Source organism: Arenimonas metalli CF5-1 (assembly GCF_000747155.1).
GTDB lineage: Bacteria > Pseudomonadota > Gammaproteobacteria > Xanthomonadales > Xanthomonadaceae > Arenimonas > Arenimonas metalli.
Genome location: NZ_AVCK01000016.1, coordinates 1 through 21,471 on the forward strand (window position 1 = coordinate 1; position 21,471 = coordinate 21,471).

16 protein-coding genes, 1 tRNA gene and 1 pseudogene are annotated in these 21,471 nt (G+C 61.2%); 8 read left to right on the forward strand and 10 right to left on the reverse strand.

Going from position 1 to position 21,471, the window contains the following annotated elements; genetic code table 11:
* Window positions 1–299: Hpt domain-containing protein (locus N787_RS06670; protein WP_034211966.1), on the forward strand; the 299-nt coding region annotated here is incomplete at its 5' end.
* Window positions 300–436: 137 nt separating this feature from the next.
* On the opposite strand, the gene N787_RS06675 is transcribed toward N787_RS06670, so the two are convergent.
* From N787_RS06675 to N787_RS06690, 4 genes are all read right to left on the reverse strand, one after another.
* Window positions 437–1,831 carry a S8 family peptidase gene (locus N787_RS06675; RefSeq protein WP_034211968.1) on the reverse strand — a complete coding sequence of 465 codons (1,395 nt, stop codon included), beginning with the start codon at window positions 1,829–1,831 and terminating at the stop codon, window positions 437–439.
* Window positions 1,832–1,970: 139 nt separating this feature from the next.
* Window positions 1,971–2,441 carry a bacterioferritin gene (gene bfr, locus N787_RS06680; RefSeq protein ID WP_034211970.1) on the reverse strand — a complete coding sequence of 157 codons (471 nt, stop codon included), beginning with the start codon at window positions 2,439–2,441 and terminating at the stop codon, window positions 1,971–1,973.
* Between the two features lie 133 nt (window positions 2,442–2,574).
* Window positions 2,575–2,778: a bacterioferritin-associated ferredoxin gene (locus N787_RS06685; protein WP_034212065.1), complete on the reverse strand. Its 204-nt coding sequence runs from the start codon at window positions 2,776–2,778 to the stop codon at window positions 2,575–2,577.
* A gap of 75 nt (window positions 2,779–2,853) precedes the next feature.
* Window positions 2,854–3,417: an RNA pyrophosphohydrolase gene (locus tag N787_RS06690; protein WP_052575222.1), complete on the reverse strand. Its 564-nt coding sequence runs from the start codon at window positions 3,415–3,417 to the stop codon at window positions 2,854–2,856.
* Between the two features lie 287 nt (window positions 3,418–3,704).
* Between N787_RS06690 and N787_RS06695 the strand changes: the two genes are divergently transcribed.
* The 3 genes from N787_RS06695 (at window position 3,705) to N787_RS06700 (ending at window position 6,270) form a co-directional block, all read left to right on the forward strand.
* Window positions 3,705–3,781 (forward strand) — tRNA-Met (locus N787_RS06695).
* 784 nt (window positions 3,782–4,565) lie between these two features.
* Window positions 4,566–5,108 carry a hypothetical protein gene (locus N787_RS14670; protein ID WP_084590679.1) on the forward strand — a complete coding sequence of 181 codons (543 nt, stop codon included), beginning with the start codon at window positions 4,566–4,568 and terminating at the stop codon, window positions 5,106–5,108.
* Between the two features lie 169 nt (window positions 5,109–5,277).
* The gene (locus N787_RS06700) at window positions 5,278–6,270 is read left to right on the forward strand and encodes a DUF4238 domain-containing protein (RefSeq protein WP_034211972.1); all 993 of its coding nucleotides are present in this window, start codon (window positions 5,278–5,280) and stop codon (window positions 6,268–6,270) included.
* Window positions 6,271–6,430: 160 nt separating this feature from the next.
* Here the strand turns inward: N787_RS06700 and N787_RS15515 are convergent, their stop codons facing one another.
* The 3 genes and pseudogenes from N787_RS15515 to N787_RS14680 form a co-directional block, all read right to left on the reverse strand.
* Window positions 6,431–6,571, reverse strand: a complete 141-nt coding sequence (locus N787_RS15515) for an SH3 domain-containing protein (protein WP_084590680.1) — start codon at window positions 6,569–6,571, stop codon at window positions 6,431–6,433.
* An 11-nt stretch (window positions 6,572–6,582) separates the two neighbouring features.
* Window positions 6,583–7,511, reverse strand: a pseudogene (locus N787_RS06705) (IS3 family transposase); the annotation flags it as partial.
* A 114-nt stretch (window positions 7,512–7,625) separates the two neighbouring features.
* Entirely contained in the window at window positions 7,626–7,955 is a 330-nt protein-coding gene (locus tag N787_RS14680; protein ID WP_084590682.1) for a YegP family protein, read from the reverse strand.
* 953 nt (window positions 7,956–8,908) lie between these two features.
* On the opposite strand from N787_RS14680, the gene N787_RS06715 reads away from it, so the two are divergent.
* From N787_RS06715 to N787_RS06725, 4 genes are all read left to right on the forward strand, one after another.
* A complete protein-coding gene (locus tag N787_RS06715; RefSeq protein ID WP_034211974.1) occupies window positions 8,909–9,820 on the forward strand; it encodes a hypothetical protein in 912 nt (303 codons plus the stop codon).
* A complete protein-coding gene (locus tag N787_RS14685; protein WP_084590683.1) occupies window positions 9,813–10,682 on the forward strand; it encodes a nucleotidyl transferase AbiEii/AbiGii toxin family protein in 870 nt (289 codons plus the stop codon). The genes N787_RS06715 and N787_RS14685 overlap by 8 nt, the downstream gene beginning before the upstream one ends.
* Window positions 10,683–10,751: 69 nt before the next feature.
* Entirely contained in the window at window positions 10,752–11,681 is a 930-nt protein-coding gene (locus tag N787_RS06720) for a hypothetical protein (protein ID WP_245593981.1), read from the forward strand.
* Between the two features lie 86 nt (window positions 11,682–11,767).
* Window positions 11,768–12,499 (forward strand): hypothetical protein, encoded by a 732-nt coding sequence (locus N787_RS06725; protein ID WP_034211975.1) that lies wholly within the window; start codon window positions 11,768–11,770, stop codon window positions 12,497–12,499.
* A 66-nt stretch (window positions 12,500–12,565) separates the two neighbouring features.
* Here the strand turns inward: N787_RS06725 and N787_RS14935 are convergent, their stop codons facing one another.
* The 3 genes from N787_RS14935 to N787_RS06740 form a co-directional block, all read right to left on the reverse strand.
* Window positions 12,566–14,041 (reverse strand): hypothetical protein, encoded by a 1,476-nt coding sequence (locus N787_RS14935; protein ID WP_156968938.1) that lies wholly within the window; start codon window positions 14,039–14,041, stop codon window positions 12,566–12,568.
* A gap of 6 nt (window positions 14,042–14,047) precedes the next feature.
* A complete protein-coding gene (locus N787_RS06735; RefSeq protein WP_034211979.1) occupies window positions 14,048–14,908 on the reverse strand; it encodes a hypothetical protein in 861 nt (286 codons plus the stop codon).
* Between the two features lie 608 nt (window positions 14,909–15,516).
* Window positions 15,517–20,979, reverse strand: coding sequence for a site-specific integrase (locus N787_RS06740; protein ID WP_156968939.1), 5,463 nt, complete (start codon window positions 20,977–20,979; stop codon window positions 15,517–15,519).
* Window positions 20,980–21,471 lie beyond the last annotated feature (492 nt).

The window sequence follows — 21,471 nt, forward strand, 5'->3', positions numbered from 1 at the left end:
GCGCCGTGATGGGCAACGAGTACCTGAGCCTGGTGCGCCTGTTCCTGGAGGACGCGCCCAAGCACGTGCAGGCCCTGGAGGCCGCCGCCACCGCGGCCGACATGAGCAAGTTGGTCGCGCCCGCGCACACGTTGAAGTCAGCCGCGGCCAACCTCGGCGCCATGGCCCTGTCGGCCGCCGCCAAGCGCATCGAACTCGGCGCCCGCCAGGGCGTGCTGCCCCGCCCCGCCGTGGCCGTGGCCGTGCTCGAGTCCGAGTTCCGCCGCGCGTCCGCCGCCCTCAACGCCCTCCTCAAGTAACCCTGCTTCCCTGTAGGAGGGACTTCAGTCCCGAAGCTCTTCGCCGAGTGCTTCGGGACTAAAGTCCCTCCTACAGGGAGCCAAAGAAAAAGCCCGGCCAATGGCCGGGCTTTTCCATGATGCGATAACGCGGTGGATCAGTAGCCGCTGACGTCCAGGCGGCCGTTGGTCAGCACCTTGCCCTGCAGCGACGGCGTCGGCACCGCCGAGCCCAGGATCGCCGCCTTGATCTGCGCGGCGGTCGAGCCCGGGTTGCGGTAGGCGTACAGCGCCGCGGCGCCCGCGACGTGCGGGGTGGCCATCGAGGTGCCGTTGTAGCTGGCGTAGCCCGAGACGATGGTGGCGTTCTTGCCCTTGCCGCTGGCCTTGGGGACCGTGGACCAGATGCCCGAGCCCGGCGCGCCGATGTCGACGGTGGTGGCGCCGTACTGCGAGTAGCTGGCCAGGCCGCCGGTGGAGGTGGTGGCCGCCACGGCGATGATGTTGCTGCTCGAGTAGCCGCTCGGGTAGGACGCCGTGGCGTCGTTGTCCGAGCCGGAGTTGCCGGCCGCCGCGATGAACAGGATGTCGGCCGCGCCGGCGCGGTCGATCGCGTCCTTCAGCGCCTGCGAGTAGCCGCCGCCGCCCCAGGAGTTGTTGGTGGCGACCAGGTTCAGCCCGTGGCGGATCTTGAGGTCGGTGAAGTAGTCCACGGACTTGATGGCGTTGGCGGTGGTGCCGCCGCGGCTGCCGAGGAACTTCGCATTCATCAGGCGCACGGTCCAGCAGACGCCGGCCACGCCGGTGCTGTTGCCGCCGACGGCGCCGATGGTGCCGGCCACGTGGGTGCCGTGGTCGTCGCCGACGCCGTCGAAGACGGTGTTGTTGTTGCCGTCGAAGTCCCAGCCGTAGACGTCGTCCACGTAGCCGTTGCCGTCGTCGTCGATGCCGTTGCCCGGGATCTCACCCGGGTTGGTGAAGGCATTCGCGGCCAGGTCTTCATGCGTGTACATGTAGCCCTCGTCGATGATGCCGATCAGGACGTCGCCGCAGGTGGCGCCCTCGGGCTGCGCCCAGGCTTCACCGGCCTGGCTGCCGTACTGGTTGGCCGGCGACGTGGCGTCGCCGTACATTCCCCAGAGGCTGCCGCCCGTGTAATACGGGTCGTTCGAGGTGGCGCTGTGGGTCATGATCCAGTTCGGCTCGGCGTACTCGACGTCGCCGTCGGCCTCGAGCGCGGCGATGGCGTCGGCCAGGTTGCGGTGCCCCTTCACCGACAACAGGGCGACGTCGCCGCCCACGCCACGACCGTTGCCGTTCGGCGACAGGTTGTCGCGGAAGGTGCCGTTGGCGCGGCCCATGGCGCGCTGCTGGGCGACGGCATCGGTGCCGTCGCGGAACTTGACGATCAGCTCGCCGGCGACGTGCGGACGGCCCTGGTCGAGATGGGCACGAACGAGGTCCGGGCGACCACCAGCAGCGGCGGTCGTGGCGAGGCCCAGCGCGGCCAGGGTGGCGGCGGCCAGGGCGGTAGTGCGGAGGTTCGACTTCATATAGCGAGAGCTCCCCAAGGAATGAAAGCCCGCACCGGAATAGGTGCGGGCGTTCGGGAAGCTAACGCTGCTTCACCCAACTGTCATGCTGTGATGCAGCACACAATTTTGACCTAGCTGAATTGCCGGCCGGGGCGGTTCAGCTGCCGATCTTGGTCTGCAGGTAGTTCTGCTCGCCCAGGCGCTCGATCAGGGCCAGCTGGGTTTCCAGCCAGTCGATGTGCTCTTCCTCGGACTCCAGGATGTCGGCCAGCAGCTTGCGCGAGACGAAGTCGCCGGCGGCCTCGCAGTCGACGATGCCGGCCTTGAGGTCGGGCACGGCCTGGTGCTCGAGCTTGAGGTCGCACTCCAGCGCTTCCTTCGGCGACTGGCCGATGAAGAGCTTGCCCAGGTTCTGCAGGTTCGGCAGGCCGTCGAGGAAGAGGATGCGCTCGATCAGCTGGTCGGCGTGCTTCATCTCGTCGATCGATTCCTTGTACTCGTGCTCGCCGAGTTCCTTCAGGCCCCAGTTGTTGAACATGCGGGCATGCAGGAAGTACTGGTTGATCGCGATCAGTTCGTTGTACAGCGCCTTGTTGAGGTGCGCGATGACCTTGGCGTCGCCCTTCATGGCAAGCCTCCTTTTCCGTGGACAGGCCGGCACCTTAACCCCATCGCAAACCCCGTGCGGAAACAGGAATCGCTCCCGTTCTCACCCAAGGATTCGTATGGCCTCTGTAGGAGGGACTTCAGTCCCGAACGCCTTACGCCGCAACCGCAAACACCGGCAACGGCAGCACCTTGGCCGCCCGGGCGTCATCCAGAATCTCACGGGCAAACTCACCGCAAGTCCCGCACCCGCTCCCCAGCCCCGTGCGCATGGTCAGCTCGGCCATCGACCCGCAGCCGGCGTCCGCGGCATTGCGAATGTCCTGGTCGGTGACGCCGTGGCAGATGCAGACGTACATGGCGGAATCCATGCAGGAATGGGAACGGTTCGCATTCTCCACGCAAATGCGAACCATTGTCAACAGCATCCCGCCCTAGCGCCGCCCCCGCCCACCCGCCGCCTGAACCGGCTGGATCAAGGCATTCAGCAACTCCCCCGCCTCCGGCACGGCCCCTTCCCCGGCCACGGCCCGCGCATGCGGCGCCAGGTGCTGCAGGGCCCGCACATAGACCTCGCGCTTGAAGCTGACCACGTGCTCGGCCGGGTACCAGAAGTCCACCCAGCGCCAGCTGTCGAATTCGGGCTTGTCGGTCAGGTCCAGGCGCACGTCGGCCTCCTGGCCGGTGAGGCGCAGCAGGAACCAGACCTGTTTCTGCCCGATGCACACGGGCCGGTTTCCCCGGCGCACGCAGCGGCGGGGCAGGCGGTAGCGCAGCCAGCCGGGCGTAGACCCCAGCACTTCCACGTGCTCGGGCAGCAGGCCGGTCTCCTCGCGCAGCTCGCGGAACATGGCCTCGCGCGGCGTCTCGTCGGTGTTCATGCCGCCCTGCGGGAACTGCCAACCGTCCCGGTTGACCCGCCTGGCCCAGAACAGCCGCCCGTCGCCGTGCATGAGCACGATGCCCACATTGGGGCGGTAACCGTCCGGATCGACCACGAAACGGACTCCAAAAACTTCACTGCGGCCAGCCTGCCACACCCCCGCGCGCCCCCACAAGCCGGGACGCATTGCATTGACAGGAGCGGCCAAACGGCCCAGAATTCGCGGCCCTGTCTGCAACGGACAGCGCGCAGTACCCGATGGCTATGTAGCTCAGCCGGTTAGAGCACAGCACTCATAAGGTTGGGGTCGTAGGGTAAAGTTGCACAACGTGGCTATGTAGCTCAGCCGGTTAGAGCGTGGCACTCATAAGGCTGGGGTCATAGGGTAAAGTTGCACAACGTGGCTATGTAGCTCAGCCGGTTAGAGCGTGGCACTCATAATGCCGAGGTCGGTGGTTCGAGTCCACCCATAGCCACCAATTTCAAAGCGAAATCAAATGGTTACGGGACCGACATCGGCGGTCGGCCTAGTCTGTCCTCGCTTGGAAGGCCCATCTGCTCCACGCTTTGGCGTGACCTGTCCGCCAAAATCGAATCCGCACGCGCGACGTCCGTGCCCGTTTCGTGCCCATGCAGTGCCCACATGGTCATGGTGCCTTCAAGCGGTGGATTGAAAGTGACCCAAGCACAGCATTCGTCGTGCCGGCACCGCGCGGCGTGACTGGCAGCAACATGGCTATTGCTCCCCGCCGTCAGTCGCGGCAGACCAAGCGGCGCGCTGGGCGCGACCAGCAAGAATTCCCCACGTCCGCCCGGGGCCTGCCGTAGCGACCTTGATTGCAAAGGGCCAGCACCACTAGGCGCCCACTGCGGAAACAAGCGCGGCGAAGCCCCCTGTCCCTCGAAGATCGATGAGCTGCGAGTCCCGGCTCGGTTGATCGTCGGTTCCGGTCGAGCCTGACGGTGTCGCTGGTTCTGCCTGCGGCCGCCACGCGTAGCCGCCCACATCCGCTTCCGACCCGAGGCGCAAATTCGATTCAGCATGGCAAAGCCGTCGCGCGTTCAGGCCGCCGCTCCAGGATGGCCTAGATGCGAGCTTCGTCCTAGGGTTTTGCGGATTGTTTGTCGGACACGCTCGTTCTAAGCTCTGAATTAGTGATCGCCGTGCGGGCTACCGTCGCCCGAACCAATCGAACTCATGGCCGGACGACAGCGTCCAATCTTTGGGTGGCCTGGCATCGCATGACCCTACCCCGTTGCTCAATGAATGGAATCGACATGCAGCATGGCGACGGCGTCTGGGATGACGGCGAGTGGATAAGTTGGGAGTGGATCAATTCTCAACTGGAGGACGATCCAGAAGATGCCCGCACAATCGAACCCCTTGAGGAATTTCAGAGTCGAGAGGGGTTCCCATTTAGTGTTTTAAAGCAAACCGAAGTTTTCATCGATCTGGTCGACTGCGCAGAACGGCACTTCGAAAATACCGGCAGGTATTTGCAGGTTTGGGGTGAACTTGGAGAGATTTACGCAGAGATCAAGTTCGGACTCCGCCGCCATGGGACTCACAAAGCTGGCTCTGACGGCACAATTGACGGAAGACTGGTAGAAGTTAAGACAATTTCCCCAGAGAAAACCAGTGATCGCGTACTGGTAAAAAGCCAAGGCGACTTCGAGCAGCTGCTCATTGTGCGCATTGGTCCGGACTTCGAGTTCCAAGGGAAGTTGTTTGAAAGAAGCGCGCTAAAGGGAATTGCCGGCAAGTTCTTGAGAGGGCGCCTTAGGGACGAAGTAAGCGACGCCTAGTTATGCGTTAAAGCCGGTGCCTCCGGATCAACCCCGGTTCGGCCAATGACAACTATCCGGCACCCCTGCGACCTTGGTTGACGGGGTTCGCTCGGCACCTGAACATCAATCGAATTCCTTATCAGCGGCAAACTGCTGTGCAGACCGTCCCAAACCGGGTCTTGGAAAAATGACCGACGCCAAGATCCAGCACTATGTGCCCAAGTTCCTGCTTCGCAACTTTGGACTTGGCAAGAAGGACCAGGTTTGGGTCTTCGACAAGAAGCTTGGACGCAGCTTCAATACCAACGCGAAGAATATCGCCAGTGAGAGTCGTTTCTACGACTTTGAGGTTGGTGGCGACGAGCACTCTTTGGAGTCGGCCCTCTCCTACGTCGAGACTCGGACCAAGCCGGTAATTGAGAAGATCCTGTCGAGGGACTCCACCGCTTCACTAAATGCGGAGGAGCGCGGGACGCTGGCGGCCTTTTTGTCTATCCAGCTTCTTCGCACTCGTGCGTTTCGCGCTCAGTGGGAAGAATTCCCTCTGTTGCTTCGTCGAAAGGTCGAGGCGATGAAGCTCGAGGTGGCTCCGGGATCAGAGATGGAGGAGCTTATTCGGTCCCCCTCTGAGAATCAGGTAAAGGTCGACAGCGCTCGTATGCTTCTAAGAGCGCCAGAGGACTACGGCCCCCACTTTCTCGACAAGCATTGGTTTGTGGCGCGGACCACGCCGGCCCACCCGTTCTGGATTGGCGACAACCCGATTGCTCTGCAGAATCAAACAGAAAGGGGACCCTATGGGAACTTGGGCCTCGGCGTGCCAGGTATCGAGATCTACCTTCCCCTCTCCAGCACTCGCGCGCTCGGAATGTGGTGCCCCTCCCTTGCCGCAAAGTTCGCAGAAGGCGCGGCCAACATACGAACCTTACCTCGACACCTTGTTGAACGGGTGGCTAGAAAGCCTGACCGAATGCTAGCTATCGACGAATGTTTGCGCACAGAAGGGGGGCTCGACTATGAGCCCATGACCGTAATGAACTTCAATTCGTTGCAGGTTGCGCGGAGCGAGCGCTACTTGGTTTCCCCGACCCAAGACTTTTCGCTGGCTCAACGGATGATCTCAGACCACCCTGAATACCGCACGGGCCAACGTATAGTTGACTCGATGGCGCCGCGCTAGACAAGTTACCAGGAACCGCCGCTGGTGCCGGCTCAAATAATCGTCTGTGCCGGTCGACGCCAGCCAACTCGCTGACTCCGACCCTGGGCTAGACCGGGCAAACGCCCACTTATTCTCCCTACCTACAGACAATTCGCACGCCAGCCTGCCGGCAAAATGCTTACTCCACAGGCTCCAACTGGCTCTGACGGACATAACCAAGTAGACCGCCCGCTGTCCGAACGCGTACCCATTTCCCTTCGCGCGAAATTACCTCGACTACGGAGCCCGTTTCGATCTTGGTCACGTTCTTGGAAGCCATCCCCGGACCTGACTGCAGCACAATGTTTTTACGAGAGTCTGGTAGGTGTCGCTGATGAATTGCCCGCCGCGGTCGGAGTGCAAGATCACCTCGTCGCCGCCCTCGCGTTGCCACACTGCCATCTGTACTGCGCGCACCACCATGTGCCGGTCCTGGCGATGATGCATCGACCAGCCCATGACCAGCTTGTTGTAAAGGTCGAGCACGACACACAGGTGCAGCTTGCCCTCGTGCGTGACGATCTCGGTGATGTCGGTAACCCACTTGGTCTCCGGCTCCAGCGCGGTGAAATCCCTTTCCAACAGGTTCCTGACGCCAGTGGGCCGAGTGCCCGGCGGGCGCTTGGGCGCGCCCCGCTTCTTGCGGCGGGGCCAGCCCTGCAGGCCGGCCTTCGCCATGATCCGAGCCACCCGATTCAGGCTGACCTTTTCGCCTTCATCGATCAGATCCTCCTGCATGCGAGGGGCGCCCAGGATTCCGCGGCTGTCCTCGTGGATCTCCTTCATGCGCTCCAACAGCCGCGCATTGGCCTGCGCCCGCGGGCCAGGCTTGCGCCCCGCCCAGGCATAGAAACCGCTGGTCGAAACATCCAGGCAGCGACACATCATCCCAACGGGGTATTGGTTGCGGCAACGCTCGATCACCGTGTACCGCTCGGTGACTGCTTCGCGAAGAACGTTGCCGCGTCTCTTAAAAAATCCCGTTCCTTCGTCACCCGGCCTAGCTCGCGCTTGAGGCGGGCCAGTTCTTCATCCCGGGGCGTACCGCCCCCGGGAAAGGCCTTGGTTCCACCGGCGTCCGCTTCCCGCACCCAGCGGGTCAGCAGGGCCGGGGCAACCCCGACCTCCAGGGCGATCTGGCGGCAGCTGGACTTCGACCGGCGGACCAGTTCGACCAGCTCGTGCTTGTACTCAGGGCTGTAACGCTTGCGCTTGGACATGGACACTCCTTTGACCCAGTATGGATCTTAGTGAAAGTGTCCGCAGAATCGGGGTAGAACCCGACTGGAAGCCAAGACATTTCGTGCTGGTCTTTCTTCGATTCGCTGCCAAGCTCAGGTCTGATCGTCGATAGTTGCGCTTGGAGCATTCGCCTTGACTGAGGCGATTCCGTTTTCACGCGCCTGCGTAGACGAATAGCCTTCGCTGGTGCCGATTACCTGATGGTTGACTGCCTTCAAGTTGAACATGGGCTCACCTTTTGCGTTCGACTTGCGCTCATAGCGCTCATCAATGGGTGCATTCGATCGCACCGAAGCAACCCCGTTCAACGCAGCAGCCTTCGTCGAGTACATTTCCGATGACAGGATAATTTCGCCGTTCGATGCAACCAAGCGGAAATATGTCGAATTGTCTTTTGCGGTCTTGAGAACGAACTTTCCCATGTGCTTCTCCGGTTAGTTGAGTTCTGTGCTGGCTGTTTACTCCACCATTTTCACGTAGCCAGGAACTGTGGCAATGCCGTTGGCCACGTTAGTTTCCTGTGCGATCTTTAAATAGCGGGAGTTTCTATAGTCCTGTTCTGTCGGGAAAACGAGGTAGCCACCGGGGTCGAAAAGCGCTCCTGGGAAGCGCTCAAGATTGTTGTACCAAGATCCCTCCCGGTGATATAGCGAATGTTTCGCGCCAACCCCCCAAAGCTCGTTTAGCTTGCGGCCAGAAAGCTGCTTCTGTGTAGGTGCAGCGACTCTGCTGCGTTGGACTACGGTCTGAACCTCCGGTCGCGCCGCATCGAGCCCGGCCACTCGCCGCAGCACCGTGTTAGGGGTGTCTTCGAAGGGCCGTGCCTGGGCTTGCAACCAGGCATACACATCGCTATCGACTCTCACTGTAGGCATGGCACTGGCCCTCCGGTCATAACACTGTGACATTGCCACATTGTTTACCCTGATTACCCGGGAGGCGCAAGCGCTCGATTTGCCCCTTCCTGCAAATAAGTGATGGACGCTGTGGCCAGGACCATGCGGCGCTGGATGCGTGATTTCTCTCAGTTCTCGCCCAGGTGCGACGACGGAGCGTCCCGATGTATCTGGTTGAACTTTCTGATTTTACCGGGTAGCATTGCGTCCTAAGGACGCAATGCTACCCGGCATCGACAATACTATTCCCGTCTTTCATGGGGAATTCTCATCCTCCCATGACCTGGCCAGACGAAGTCGCAATAAAACTAACCCTGCGTCTAGGCCTAAGTCTTGACCGGATTCGTGTCACGTGCTAGCCTTCCGCCAGCGTCCTTAGGACGCTGGCGGAAGGCTTGCGAGTACACCAATTCGCTTCGCTTCCAACACGTTAATAGCGGGGATTTTGCCGATCTCTCACGAAACGGAGCTGATGACAGATGGCTGGCCCCTCCAAGCTTCGCTGGCGTGACGCCCTTGCCCTGAAGATCAGAGAGGACGTCTCGGCAGCCGTACTGAGCAACTATCAGCTAGCCATCATGATGTTCGAGCTGGCTTGGCAGCGGGAGTACGTTGGACGCCCACTGGAACTCCCTGCGAAACCGGCGGACCGCTCCATGTTCATGGCGGCACGCCGCGCCATGGTCGCGAGACAGGTCCTTCAAGAAGACCCGCACCTGCCCAACACGATCCTTCGGGTACCGGGACACAAGGATATCGACCCCGCCAATCTCATGTGCCAGGTCGATCCCTTTGGCCATATCGCGTACCTGAGCGCCATGGCACACCACGGTCTGACCAATCGACTGCCCCGGGTCCTGTATTTCCGAACCCTGGACCCATCAGGCTGGGCTGATGCTGCTCAAGAGAGAATGGCAAAGGACCTCGGGGAGCACCTCCATGCCTACCTTTCCAGTGACCTGCCCAGCTTGCGGCACACCAAACTGAACAAGCTTGGCCCACTGGTGGTCGAAATGCTTCGGAGCAAGGACGCCGGCACCGGATGGCGTCACGTCGGCGATCAAGGCTTGCGGGTCACGACCTTGGGTAGGACGTTCTTGGACATGCTTCAACGACCCGATCTCTGTGGCGGCATTCGACACGTCATTGAGTTGTTCGAAGAGCATGCGAAGACCTACCTGAGCGTAATCTTGCCGGAGATCACGAATCATGGCGGAAAGATGGATCAAGCCCGGGCCGGCTATATCCTGGAAGAGAAATGTGGCCTGTCCCACCCACTGATCGATGAATGGGCCAAGGGCGCAATACGGGGCGGGTCCCGCCGACTCGATCCGCAGGCGGAGTACGTGCCCATCTTTTCCGAGCGTTGGTGTATTTCAATAAATGTCTAGCCTGCTTACTGACATCCCCGCTTGGGTCCAAGCCGCATCAGCGGGCGATACGAACTTTCGCCGTGCCGTTCATGTGCGGCTATACGCCATAGCGACCACGCCCATTCTCAGCCGCTCATTGTGCATGAAGGGTGGGATCCTGATGGCGCTTCACTACCGTAGCGAGCGGTATACCAGCGATGTCGATTTCTCTACGCCAGATCCATTCACTGAAGAGGCCGAGAATATATTCCGAGAGGAACTCGGCAGAGCGCTGGCGCTGGCTCCGGAATCCTTGGAATACAACCTCGCATGCCGGATACAGTCGTTCCGGGTGGACCCCGGACGCGACAAGACGTTTGTCACACTGCGTCTGAAAATCGGCTATGCCGAACCTGGCACATCCAGCTACAAACGGCTGGAGGCAGGACAAAGTTCGCAAACAGTCGGGCTCGACTACAGCTTCCGTGAGTCCATTCCGGAACTCGAGGTGGTGGAGCTCACCCAAGACGGCGAACTCCAAGTCTACGGCTTAAGCACCTTGGTGGCTGAGAAGCTACGAGCACTCCTTCAACAGCCGATCCGCGACCGCGGCCGACGCCAAGACATTTACGATCTTCACTTTCTGATAGAAGCTCAGCCAGTACTTCAGCTTCCCGTTACCAAGGCGCAGATCCTTCGCGACCTGATGCTCAAGTGCGCCGAACGCGACATCCTCGCAAAGGCGGATTCATTCGATGCCCCTGAGATCAGGCGCCGGGCAGCCGAAGAGTACGACACTCTGGCCGAAGAGTTGCCAGAGGGAGGACTTCCGCCATTCGAGACCAGCTTTACTGCAGTGGCGGACCTCTACAGAAACCTCCCTTGGTCAGAAAACTCATAGCAAGTTCGATTCGCAGCGCGCGGTCCGAGATCCGGCTCCGTTGATTGTCAGTGCGGGTCAACCCTGACCATGTCGATGGTGCTGACGGACGCCAACACCGGGAAACCGCCCACTTCCGCTTCCGACTTGACGCAAGCTTTGTTCCGGCCTAGCCTCGTCTTGGGCCGTCACGTCGGCCTGCCCGTCCACACTGGCGAAGTCGTATCGACATCGTGGTATCACCTCGCGGTTTCCGAAACCTTGCCGCGTAGCTTGTGTGTGGACGCACAGCCGATTGCGGCATTGCATTTGGAAGCTACCTTTATGTTGAAGATATTTACCGCCCATGAGGTGGAAGTTCTGCGTCGCAACGCAAAAGCGCGTGCGCGCGCCAACGATGTGATTTTTTCCAAGGCCCTCGATCAAGTAGCCGCGGAGCAGGGGTACCGGAACTGGTCTCTGCTGCAGAAGAAGGGCTGCACGCCTTCCGACGAACCACACCCTTGGCTCTTCCGGCGCACGTCGGAGGATATCTCTCAGTCAATGCGTGTCGTACCCGAGCCAGCCTCCAGGTTCGATCGCCGTGCAAGGTTCGATATTGCCCGTGACAGTGTGCAAGCCTTGGATGGGAAGTTTGCTAGCGCGGCGAATGCCGTCGACTTCGGGCTCGCGTATGTCGAAGGGCTACTCGCACAGCCGCGCTTCCGGCTTAGCACCAAGTCGGCCGCATACTGGGAGATGCGCCTCTGGTTGCCGTACGGCGCCAACCGGATTGAAGGCGACACCTTTATTCTCGTCAATCGCCATTACAAGCCGGTGGGCTCGACAACGAAAGATCATGTCGACTATGGGGCGTATCCAAATCTCAGCCTGCAGTTGCACGGCGATTCTTGGCGGGCATTCTCGCACCGAACGGCCGAACAGCCGTTCTTGTTCAACGACGGGTGCCCGCCATGGGCGACGAGGCAGGATGCCAAAGCGTATCTCGGGCGTCTGGCGGAAATGCGGCGCCTTATCTGATCGCTCAGAGAACTGCGGCGGCCGGGTGTCATTCCGGTCGCCGCTGGGGTTCAAGAAGCCTCTCAATCGTGCAAGGAGATGGTGGCATGACGTGGATCGTTGATCTCAGTGGCGATCAGCAAACGCTGCGCCAGTTGCAAAATGGCTTCGGGGGTGAAACGCCGGTGTTGCTCGTTGACGGTCAGTACCAATTCGATCCGGCAATCTTTGCGCAGTCCGGCGACTACGAGACGACCAAGACGATCGCGCATCGGGAAGTCGATCTTCTCAACGGGTACATCCGGATATTTCTTTTCGGGAAACAGAGAATCGATGTTGGCAACATCAGCCGCAAGTTGCCCGACCAGCCGAAAGTGCACTATGCGTCGATTGAGGAACGGTTGGTGCTATCCGCAAGGCTTGTTGGGTTCACGCTTGGCGGCGATGAAGCCGTCATCCTCCGACAGGAGAATGGACCGGGTCTCAATGCATGGAGGGAATTGGTGCAGAAGGACCCAGCGGCGGAGGATGTCCTGAAGTACGTTCAAGGCTCGCTGGACGACTGGACCAATCTAGCCAGAATAATCGAGATCATTGAGCACGACGTTGGCAAGCCCGCTGATTTTATTGCGACCGGATGGGTCGACGGCCGACGTCTCAAAGCATTTCACGCGACCGCTAACAACCCGCTTGTTGCAGGCGTGACCGCGAGGCATGGGGCACGCAGATTTGAAACTCCGAAGCTGACGATGGACATCAACGAAGCTAGGCAACTTGTGCTGAATGTCGTGCAGAAATGGATCGCCGCGAGAATCGCCGCTGCCGCAGGCGGGGACTGAGGCAACGATGCGATACCGCCCCCCCCCAAGAACGCAATTGAGCGGCTATCGAGACCCTGGCTGCGATCACGTTCTGTCGACCTCGACTTCGAAAGCATCCAGCAAGTAGATGCGTCCGTGCCTAGTCTCCAATCCCGACAGCCTGGAAGTGAAGTTCATTCCCCGCTCAACTTCTTCCATCTCGGGATCGACTACGACGATGAGCGTCGGCAGCCCTTTGCCCTCTAGCTGCGCTTGCGTCACTGCTGTGCAGCTCTCCACAACTATGCGGGTCACCATTTCTGGCTTGGGAGAAAGCCTCAGGATTTCAAGCGGCGGCGTCGGAATGGCAGGGCACGAACCAGCAGCATCTAACGCGACCGCTTCGTCATGGCGTGCAGGCCCTCGATCATCGCATGCGTCGGTGGCAGCCCCAGCCTCGCCTATCGCCCTCACGGGCAATTCAACTGCGGGAGTTCGGATAAAATTCTCCGCGGTTGGTGCGGCCTCCCGCTCAACGCCAACTGCCGGGCTTGAGATAAGTCGCGGGCTCAGCTCCGATGTCGTGGCGGCACTGGGATCCAACCCAAGATCAGCCAAGTCGCGAATCGTCACCTCGGCGGCTTGGCGCACCTCGCTGGGATCAGTTCCGACGTTGATCGAATCGAGGGCAGGCAGCGCATCCATCAAATCAACCTCGACAACTAAAGCGATTGCCTGATCCCCGTCGTCGGCAGTTGCAAGTGGCCGCAACTCGGCTAAAGGCTCCGCCGTAGTGTTGTCAGGAGCATAGTTTGGCAGTATTGCAGTCGAACCATATTCCTCGGATGACTGCTTCTCCACCGGCGCCTCAGCGTCGAATTGTGGGGAAGCAACATGCTCCTCCGTGAGAGTATCTGGCTTCGCCGTAGGCGCTTCGGCCTCCACGGGCTGGTGATGCACCTGGTCATCGTCACTCGGCTCTGGCGACTCCGACTCTGCAGCCAGCAACCCGGGCGGTACGCTGGTATTGGACGGGGGTTCTATCTCAGTTGGAGTCTCGTCGCCCCCACGAAGCTCTTTGGCATGTTCAGGCCACTCCTCCCTAGACGCATGCGTAACGAACTCCACCAGTGGCTCTGTCTCGGATTTTGTCTCTTTCCTCTCCTGCGCCAAGTCGATCGATTGCTGCACTCCCTGCTCCGCGCTCTCGAAAGCGGGAGACAAGTCAGCAATCTGCGGCGGAAATTTAGGCTGCAGTTGGGCCGCGGGCAGTACGTTTCTCGGGCGCACCCCCAGCTCGACCTCCAGCGCTTCCTTGAACTTGACGGCGTCCAGCGCTTTGCCGCCCTCCTCCAGGATAATGCTGAGATTGAAGCTCACCGCACCTTCCGTAAAGAGCACGCCCGAGCCTACCCGGGGGGTCCCGACGCAGTTGATGTTGTCAAGGCAAGTTCTTGCGGCCCGACTGATCCTCTTCGGGGCCAAAACCGCAGCTTCCATAAGTGCTGCATCGGTGGCGGCAAGCACACCTTCGGACTGAACACAGTCGCCGGAGATCTTGATATTGATCTGTAAGTTCACTTTCGATCACTCCATCGATAGGGCTGGCACAGCGGGGACATGAAATCCCGTGGCGCAAACAGCACCTTTGGGGACCAACTGCCAACGCCTGATCGGACGCTTTGCGTTCGCGGAGAACTTGATGACTGCTCCCTGCGGTACGGGTTTGCTACCTGACTGACGCTTGATCAGATACAAATCTCCCGTCGGCGTCTGGATCAGGAAGTAGCTGGCGAAAGCGACTACGTCGTGTCTCGACTCCCGGTCTTCAGCGTGTCCCACGATGGTGGAGACGTCCGGAGGAATGATGCTCATCTTCGGCGGCATTCGCGCTCGCGCCGCTTTACCTTCCGGCTTTCCCGCCGTCAGCCAGAACTCGTTCACGCGCGCGCGGGCCGTGACCCACTCACTAAATATTGAATCAAGCGACTCGCCACTGGGCGCTTTCCGCGCCCGGAACTTTGCCAGCATCTCGCGGGCCGCGCTGATTTCTTCGCCAAGTTCAATCCCCGGCAGTTCAACGTCCTGGAGAGCCAAGGCACGCACGACCAGCAGCAACCGCGCGTCCGCCCAGCGGTTGAAATCCTCAAGCAGCGTCACAACTGTGGACATGTCCTGTCGCGCTTCCGACAGCAGCCCGCCGTCCGGGAAGCGCATGAATACTTTGTTCTGAACGATGAGGAAAACGCGATCCCACTGCCGCATCAGCGTCAGCCTGGCCAACAGCGCAATGGCCCGTGCAATGCGGATCAGGTTCTTCGCTTGAGCTCGGTTGACTTCCTTGTCGTCGGCACGGCCGCTATTGGCATCTCCAATGTAGATCAGGTCCCGGTGCTGATTTTTCAGGTCCTTTTCATTCAGGACCTCCACGATCGTGGTCTTTGTCATGGGCGTTTCCTTTGAATATTGGTTTTGGTGCAACTAACTCACAAGCTTTTTCGGCAGTTCGGTGAAGCGGATATGACATGCATTGATTGTTCGCAGGCGTGACTTTTCCCGAGCCCGCTTGGCAGCGGACCTTCAGACGGGCACGGGAGAGACTCAGCGGCAGGGCGATACGCCCTGCGTCTTTGGGTTGACTGCGGGGCTGTCGCCGGGGCGGGTACTCCGCGAGCAGGCGGAAGCAGCGACCACGATGAGTTCGAGTCAACGCATACGTTTGCAAACCCTGGATCGGCGTGGAGCCAGATCCGTCGGTCGCTGATAGAAGATAATTTCGGCGCGACAAACGCCGCCAGCATGGAAATGGGTTAAGGGTCGCTATGCCCAGCGTATTGTTTCAAGGAAACAAAACGCCCATGCCGTGCTGCTTAAGTGGATGCCCGGCGGAACCGGGGAGTCTCTTGTCCTCGAACTAGTCGGGGACTGCAAAACTTCTAGTGTGTCGACAAGGCCCTTGTCGGGGGGGTGGCATCGCTGAAGCGCATGCCACTGCGCCTAAAACGTAAGGGCTTGGAGGGGGCCGTGTCAAGCCGCCCGAACTGCCGGCTAACGGCTCATCGAAGGTTGCGATCGACCAAGCGAATGATGAGCAGAATCCGCTTGAGCACAGTCCCGAGGTATCGGTCGGACGTCGCCTTCACGTCTTCGGACTCCGGTGCGGCCGCCCCGAGTGAGGGTTTTGGGGCGACCCGCAGGATTCGCATGACCTCGAGCCCAGCTTCAGGGGGCGCCCCCGTGAACTGGTCCTCGCCTATCCCCAGCGCCTTCAGCAGGTCGCGCAGCTGTGAAGCCGCTTGCGACGGCAGGTGGATCCGGTCCGCCTGCGTCGGCTGCAGGTACTCATAGAGCGTTTCGGCCAGGTTGGCGATGACCACCCGTCTGCCGCCCTGATCGTGGTCGTACCAACCGAAAAGCTCTTCCAGCTCCCGGCCCTTCCCGATTCGTTTGACTCGACGTCGTGGCGCACCTTTGGCCGTCTCGAGTCCGCGCTCCTCGAGCATCATGCGCCCGAGGCGCCGTTCCATTGGTTGGAGTTGGAGGCGCAGCCGAGTCGCTTCCGACGGGTCCGCCCCCCGAACCAGCAATGTTTTCTCCAAAGAGCCAACCCGGGCGACGTCGTCGAGCAGCGATCCAAGCTCGCCAGCGGTCCATTGGCGCATCGGACCCGAGCTTTCAGATTCTCCCTTCTGTATCACTTGAGATGGTGTCTCCTCCGGTCGCGCCGGCACCGCCCGAACATCCGCACACACATCCAGCCACGCCAGGGCCCTGTCTCGGCCCGGCCTCTGCTTGGCAGCCCAGTCCAGCGCATGCTGGCTGACGCCCAGCAACGGGGCGAGCGTCATGCGGTTTACGTATCGGGATGCGAGCCAGCAGTCAGTGCGTGATCGCAGCAACCAGACGAGATGGTGATAACAAACTACCGTGGTCTCGGGATCCGCATGGCCAAGCGCCAGCACCTGCCCGAGCAGATCACGCGGGAGTGCGACCCCTTTTCTGAGAGTCGGAACCGGCACCATCCTGATGTGACCGGCCAGGGCCTCGCGATCCCGGTCGGCGAGGAAGACCGGGGTCGTTCGCTCCATGGCGACGAGGTGTCGCAGTGCGTGCAACCTGGACTGCTGCCGCCCCGTCACGTCCCGGCAGGCCTTGAGGCAGACTTCTGCAATCTCAGCCCGTACGCTGGCATCGAATGGCTCGTTGGTCGGACTGAAAACGTAAGCCGTTTCGAGATTACGTGTTCTCAGGCGGAATCGCTCGGTCTGCACCCATTCTGGGAGCGTCAGCCCACCGACAGCTGTCGCATCGGCAGGAAGCTGAAGGGCGCGGCGGGCCCTAACCGTCTTTAGACGGCGCGAACTGTTGGGTCGAATCCGAATGCCTACCTGACCGTCCCGTTCCGATATGTCCCTGAACTGCAGGCCCAGGCCTTCGCCGCGCCGAAGGCCGCCCAGCCCAATCAGTGGCATCAGTTGACTGGCCTGCCTGGTGACGCGGACCTGGTACTGGCTTGATTCGTCCACTGCCTGCCCGGTCCTGTTGACCAGTGTCTGCACGATGGCGTCGCGTTCGGCCGGAAGGATGAGCCGAGCATCCGAAAGCGCGTCCGGCCCCTCCCGGAGGTAGAGCTTTATCTCCGACAGATCCACCTCGGGCAGTCCAAACTGTCGCTGAGCGTGGGCGTGGAACAGCAGCACGCCGGCGGCGGTCTTCTGGCGCAGGTCCTTCCCATCGGCAGACTTTGACTCGATGGCCACGAGATAGGCATCCTCGAGCTCGACTTCGTCAACGTCTGAAAGGCCAGATTGGCCGAAGATGTGGACCAGTGGTGCGCCAACCCGTGTCAGGTAGTTCTCCACTGTCGAAAGCGCTGGGTTCTTCGTTTTCGGAGTGCCGTTGACGAGCAGGTCGATGGTCCAGCTTGCCAGCATCCTGACGATTGGTTGCAAGCGGCGCTCTGCTTCCTGGGCCTGCAGCTGCGCCTCAATCTCAGCGATGATCTTCGCTCGACTTTCGGGCGTGGCAGCCTGTCCCGTTTCGATCGCCTCTCGCGTCAAGGGCAGCTCTGTGTCTTTGCTTGTGGCGGGAAAGACTTTGCAAAGCGCCAGGTATTGAGTTCGTGCGTTGCCTTTTCGCCCACCCGGATCCCGAACCAGCTCGCCCGGCGGCGCACCACTCCCAGAAGCTTCCCAGCTGCGGGAGACGGTTCCGGCTGGATCACCGTCAAGAAACGCCAGTTGCTCGAGGATGTGAGCGGGAGTCGATCCGCCCCGAAGTCCATTTGCTTTTCGGGCTGCGGGTGAGAGCTCATAGCGATTGGCAACGGCGGCGGTTTCACACAGGCGTTCCAGAACGCCGTCCACCCGAGCCTTTCCGGAACCTGATCCTCGCCACAAGGCCCAGTCCGGCAGCATTTCCGCCAGTTTCGCGTTCAGGACGTCCCGGTCCGGCAGCGTCTCGCCCCCTTTTTTCCAGTTCAGGCGCGCCAAGACGTGGGCTGCGACGCCACGCAAAACAAGCACTTGGTGCGGCTCGTCACCCCACGGAACAAGCACCGTGTCCTGAAGGGTCGCCGATCGCTGAAGCTGGCCCCGGCGCGCAATGGCACCCCGGATCTGCTCGGCGGACTCGCAACAGCCGAACAGGACCATGGCCAAGGCCGCGCAAGCGCAGGCAGACTCCTCTTCCTCCCATCGCATTCCCTGCTCGGCATTGGCGAGCGTTGAAACGTGCGCCCTCAGGGCACGGATCTGGCGGACCGCCTCCATCATTCCAGGGACGAAAGCGTTATCCAGCGGGCGCCGAAGATTGAAGACCTTTCCAGGAGTCTCGGGCAGCTGGCGGGTCCGGGTATTGACGATCCTCGCAACATCGCAAACGGCATTCGCGTTGGCAATCGCGAGCGCCAGGTCCTCGCCAGCCGCCTCATAGACCTCATCGCGGATGCGCTCGAAGTCAGCCCGCGATAGGGCATGACGCTCTTGGTCACGACTCTTGTTGTGGTAGCGCGTCACAATTCCTGCGCTCACCAGCTCAGGGTGTGCCAGCACGGTTTGCTCCGCCTGCTCCCGGTAGGCACGAAGCTTCGACTTCATCGCTTCGCGCCACTGCAGGGCAATGAGTCGGTGACTGGCTGCATGATCGGAGATCCGTTTGCTCCAGGCTTTCAGTGGCGTGAGCATGTCCGCGGAAATTGGCTTCTTGGCGGGCAGGCCACGGACAACCTGCCAACCCTGAGCGCGTGCCAGCAGCTCCCATTCCGGCGCCACAGTCTCGACGAAGAGCCAAGGCTCGGTTGGACTGGCTTTTGAGAAGGGGTAGCCAACCGCCTCAAGGTGGCCGAGCTGCATGCTCGCCAGCTCTGGTCGCACACCCTGCTCTACAGCATGGGTGCGCATCCAATGGCGACCCCAGTTCATAGGCAGCAGCCCCCAAGACTCGGGCATCAATGTCTTGAGCGCCTTGAGGTCGAGCGATTGCAGCCTGCCATCGACCGAAAGGCCCATGAGCAGCGGTGCTTCGCCGCGCAGGACATCCCGAACCGCGTCCTCGATGTCCGGGAAGTAAGATTGCAGGCCGGACAGGTGCTCGAGATAGGCAATCAACTGGCGGCACGCCATCGCCGGCAATGCGACAAGCCGCGGATCATGGGCGGCATCGTGGATCTTGTCCCGGAAAAGCGCCGCGCCGGCATTATCCTCGATGAGGAGGTCGGCCACCGTCAGTTCCAGCAGGGCCTCGGTCGGTCGATGCGTTACAACCGCCATCAGCATGCCGGCCACGTGACCGACCATGGCTTGGTGGATGTCCTGAATCCGGTTTTCGTCGATCAGCCGTGAGAGCCCGTGGTGCATGACTTTCGCCGGAGCGCGCGCCATTGCCTGGGCGCTGTCCAAGCGAACCAGCAGGTGACTGCCTACGCGGTCACCCGCATACGGGCAGTCGGGCAATGGATCACTGGTTCCCAGCAGTTGGTTTTGAAACGTCCAGTGAATCTGCGAGAGCGCGCGTACCCGCGGGGCGTAGTAGGACAGGGGGGCCGCTGACTGGCCAAGCGTGTCCGCACAGATCAGTTGGGTGGCCGCCGTGTCGCGACACTGTTCAAACAGGTGAACAGGCATGGACGCGCGAAGTTGGCCCATCGTGAAGACGATCCCCTCAGACTCCGCCACGACCCGGGCCGCTTCCCTGAGCCGGGCCTCAATCTCAGCCACCGGCAGTGAAACAAGTGCTCGCAGAGCGTCTGCGTTCTCCCTTAGCAACGTCATGAAGGCTGGCGCCAGCGGCAAGAGGAAGTCCTGCCGGACAGGTTCCAGATCCATCAACTGCGTTTCATCCGGACGGAAGTAGCTGGGCTCGAACTCATCACCCCCCACCTTCCAGAAGCACGAGAGCCGGACACCCCCATCCTTCAGCAGCAGGTCCATGCGATCCGGGTCGTGGACCCCCTTGGCGCACTCCAGCACCGACAGTGCGCGCATGCTCCTGGGCGTGCGGCCGAACAGCGCCTGGACCAACAACCCGCAACCACCGGCCCGTATGTCATAGCCGGCACTCGCTTGGCGAAGGAGGTTCATTGTCCCGCCCACAATCCGCGCGTAGTCGGCCAGGGGCAGGACGTCCGGGTGACTGGGAAGAAGGAGGTAGTTCGTGCTCCAAATGGCTTGGCGCACTTGGTGCCGAACCACTACGTCCGCATCCTCATTGGGGGGCGCCTCGGGCAACGGGGAAGTCAGTACCCGTTGGGTCACCTCTTCTGCCGGTTCGCCGGCCAGTGGCTCCGGAGCGCTTGGTGGCCTCGGTGCGGACCTGACGCGGATGCCTGCCTGAAGACGATCAACCAGTTCGTCCTCCTCCGTTGCCGCGTATCCGGCGTTTCCTGCCGTCGGCGTCAGCGGCGCCGATGGCCCGCCGGGGGTGGGGGGCGGTGAGGGCGGCGGGGGTGGAACATCCACGGTCGGAGCGGGTCCGGGTCCTATCGGCCCAGGGAGCGTCGGCTCCGGTTCCGGTCCGGGCAGTTGGACCGGCTTGGGAGGCCTCGGCGGACCCGGTGGGCGCGCTGTGCCGCGAAGCTCAGGCTCGAAATGGTCGCGCCATGCCCCGCTCATGGTCCTGTGGCCGGATGCCGTGATCCCCTCTGCTTCCTTAAGGAATTCCGCCAGATTGGCCGCTTGGCCAATCCTGAACAGCACTTTCTGATCCAACTCAGACCCGCTGACGCCGCGGATCGTGCTGGCCAGGTCGGTAATCGCCGTCACGTGCGGGACGGACGATTGCGACCACCGCCACTGGCAGGCGACCAGCACCAGCCTCAGCGCCTCTACTCCCTTGGGTGGAGCAACCCCCCCGCCGGCTTCCAGCAAGGCTTCAGCAAAGAGGAAGTCACCGCTGTACCCAGCGGAGAGCTGATTCGGCTTGAGCCTCTTGTACCTGCCTGGCTTGCCGGTCCGCAGAGCGGTCAGTTGCGGGCATATCCGCCGCACCCGCTCGACGAAGTCCTCGTCGAGCAGATCCATGGACCATGGAACTGTCCTGACTAGGCGTTCGAGCGCCTCGAAGACGTAGGGGGCATGACGTACCGTGGGCGCCGGGAAAAGGTGGAGCACCCGAGTCAGCCAGTCGGCGTCGGACCCTTGCAGCCCGCCCAAGTCCTGGGCGAGTTGCTCTGCAATGTGTTGGCCTACTATCGGCGCGGCAGCCATGAGCGGGGTGGCACCAACGTGCTTGGGTCGTGCTCGCAGGGTAGCCCGGTGCCAAAGGTTTCGCTAGTAGTTTCCTGATGCACCGCCAAAGGTCGTCAGGTTCACTGGCGCCTGAGACAGGCCGTCGAATGTAGGTGTTTGATGCTGTTATACTAAGTTGACTCCGCCAGAGTAGTAGCTTTTTAAGCTACATTTAGGTGAGGCACTCATAATGCTATCACTAAACCCGCATTCTGGCGGGTTTTTTTGTGCCGTTTTTCGGTAACCGCAGCACCGAACCTTAGGCATAGCCCGGATGGCGGGAAA

Coding starts and splice junctions, on each gene's coding strand:
- N787_RS06675 (WP_034211968.1), bottom strand. CDS start 1,831: ATGAAGTCGAACCTCCGCACTACCGCCCTGGCCGCCGCCACCCTGGCC.
- bfr (WP_034211970.1), bottom strand. CDS start 2,441: ATGAAGGGCGACGCCAAGGTCATCGCGCACCTCAACAAGGCGCTGTAC.
- N787_RS06685 (WP_034212065.1), bottom strand. CDS start 2,778: ATGTACGTCTGCATCTGCCACGGCGTCACCGACCAGGACATTCGCAAT.
- N787_RS14670 (WP_084590679.1), top strand. CDS start 4,566: ATGAATGGAATCGACATGCAGCATGGCGACGGCGTCTGGGATGACGGC.
- N787_RS06700 (WP_034211972.1), top strand. CDS start 5,278: ATGACCGACGCCAAGATCCAGCACTATGTGCCCAAGTTCCTGCTTCGC.
- N787_RS15515 (WP_084590680.1), bottom strand. CDS start 6,571: ATGGCTTCCAAGAACGTGACCAAGATCGAAACGGGCTCCGTAGTCGAG.
- N787_RS14680 (WP_084590682.1), bottom strand. CDS start 7,955: ATGGGAAAGTTCGTTCTCAAGACCGCAAAAGACAATTCGACATATTTC.
- N787_RS06715 (WP_034211974.1), top strand. CDS start 8,909: ATGGCTGGCCCCTCCAAGCTTCGCTGGCGTGACGCCCTTGCCCTGAAG.
- N787_RS14685 (WP_084590683.1), top strand. CDS start 9,813: ATGTCTAGCCTGCTTACTGACATCCCCGCTTGGGTCCAAGCCGCATCA.
- N787_RS06720 (WP_245593981.1), top strand. CDS start 10,752: ATGTCGATGGTGCTGACGGACGCCAACACCGGGAAACCGCCCACTTCC.
- N787_RS06725 (WP_034211975.1), top strand. CDS start 11,768: ATGACGTGGATCGTTGATCTCAGTGGCGATCAGCAAACGCTGCGCCAG.
- N787_RS06735 (WP_034211979.1), bottom strand. CDS start 14,908: ATGACAAAGACCACGATCGTGGAGGTCCTGAATGAAAAGGACCTGAAA.
- N787_RS06740 (WP_156968939.1), bottom strand. CDS start 20,979: ATGGATCTGCTCGACGAGGACTTCGTCGAGCGGGTGCGGCGGATATGC.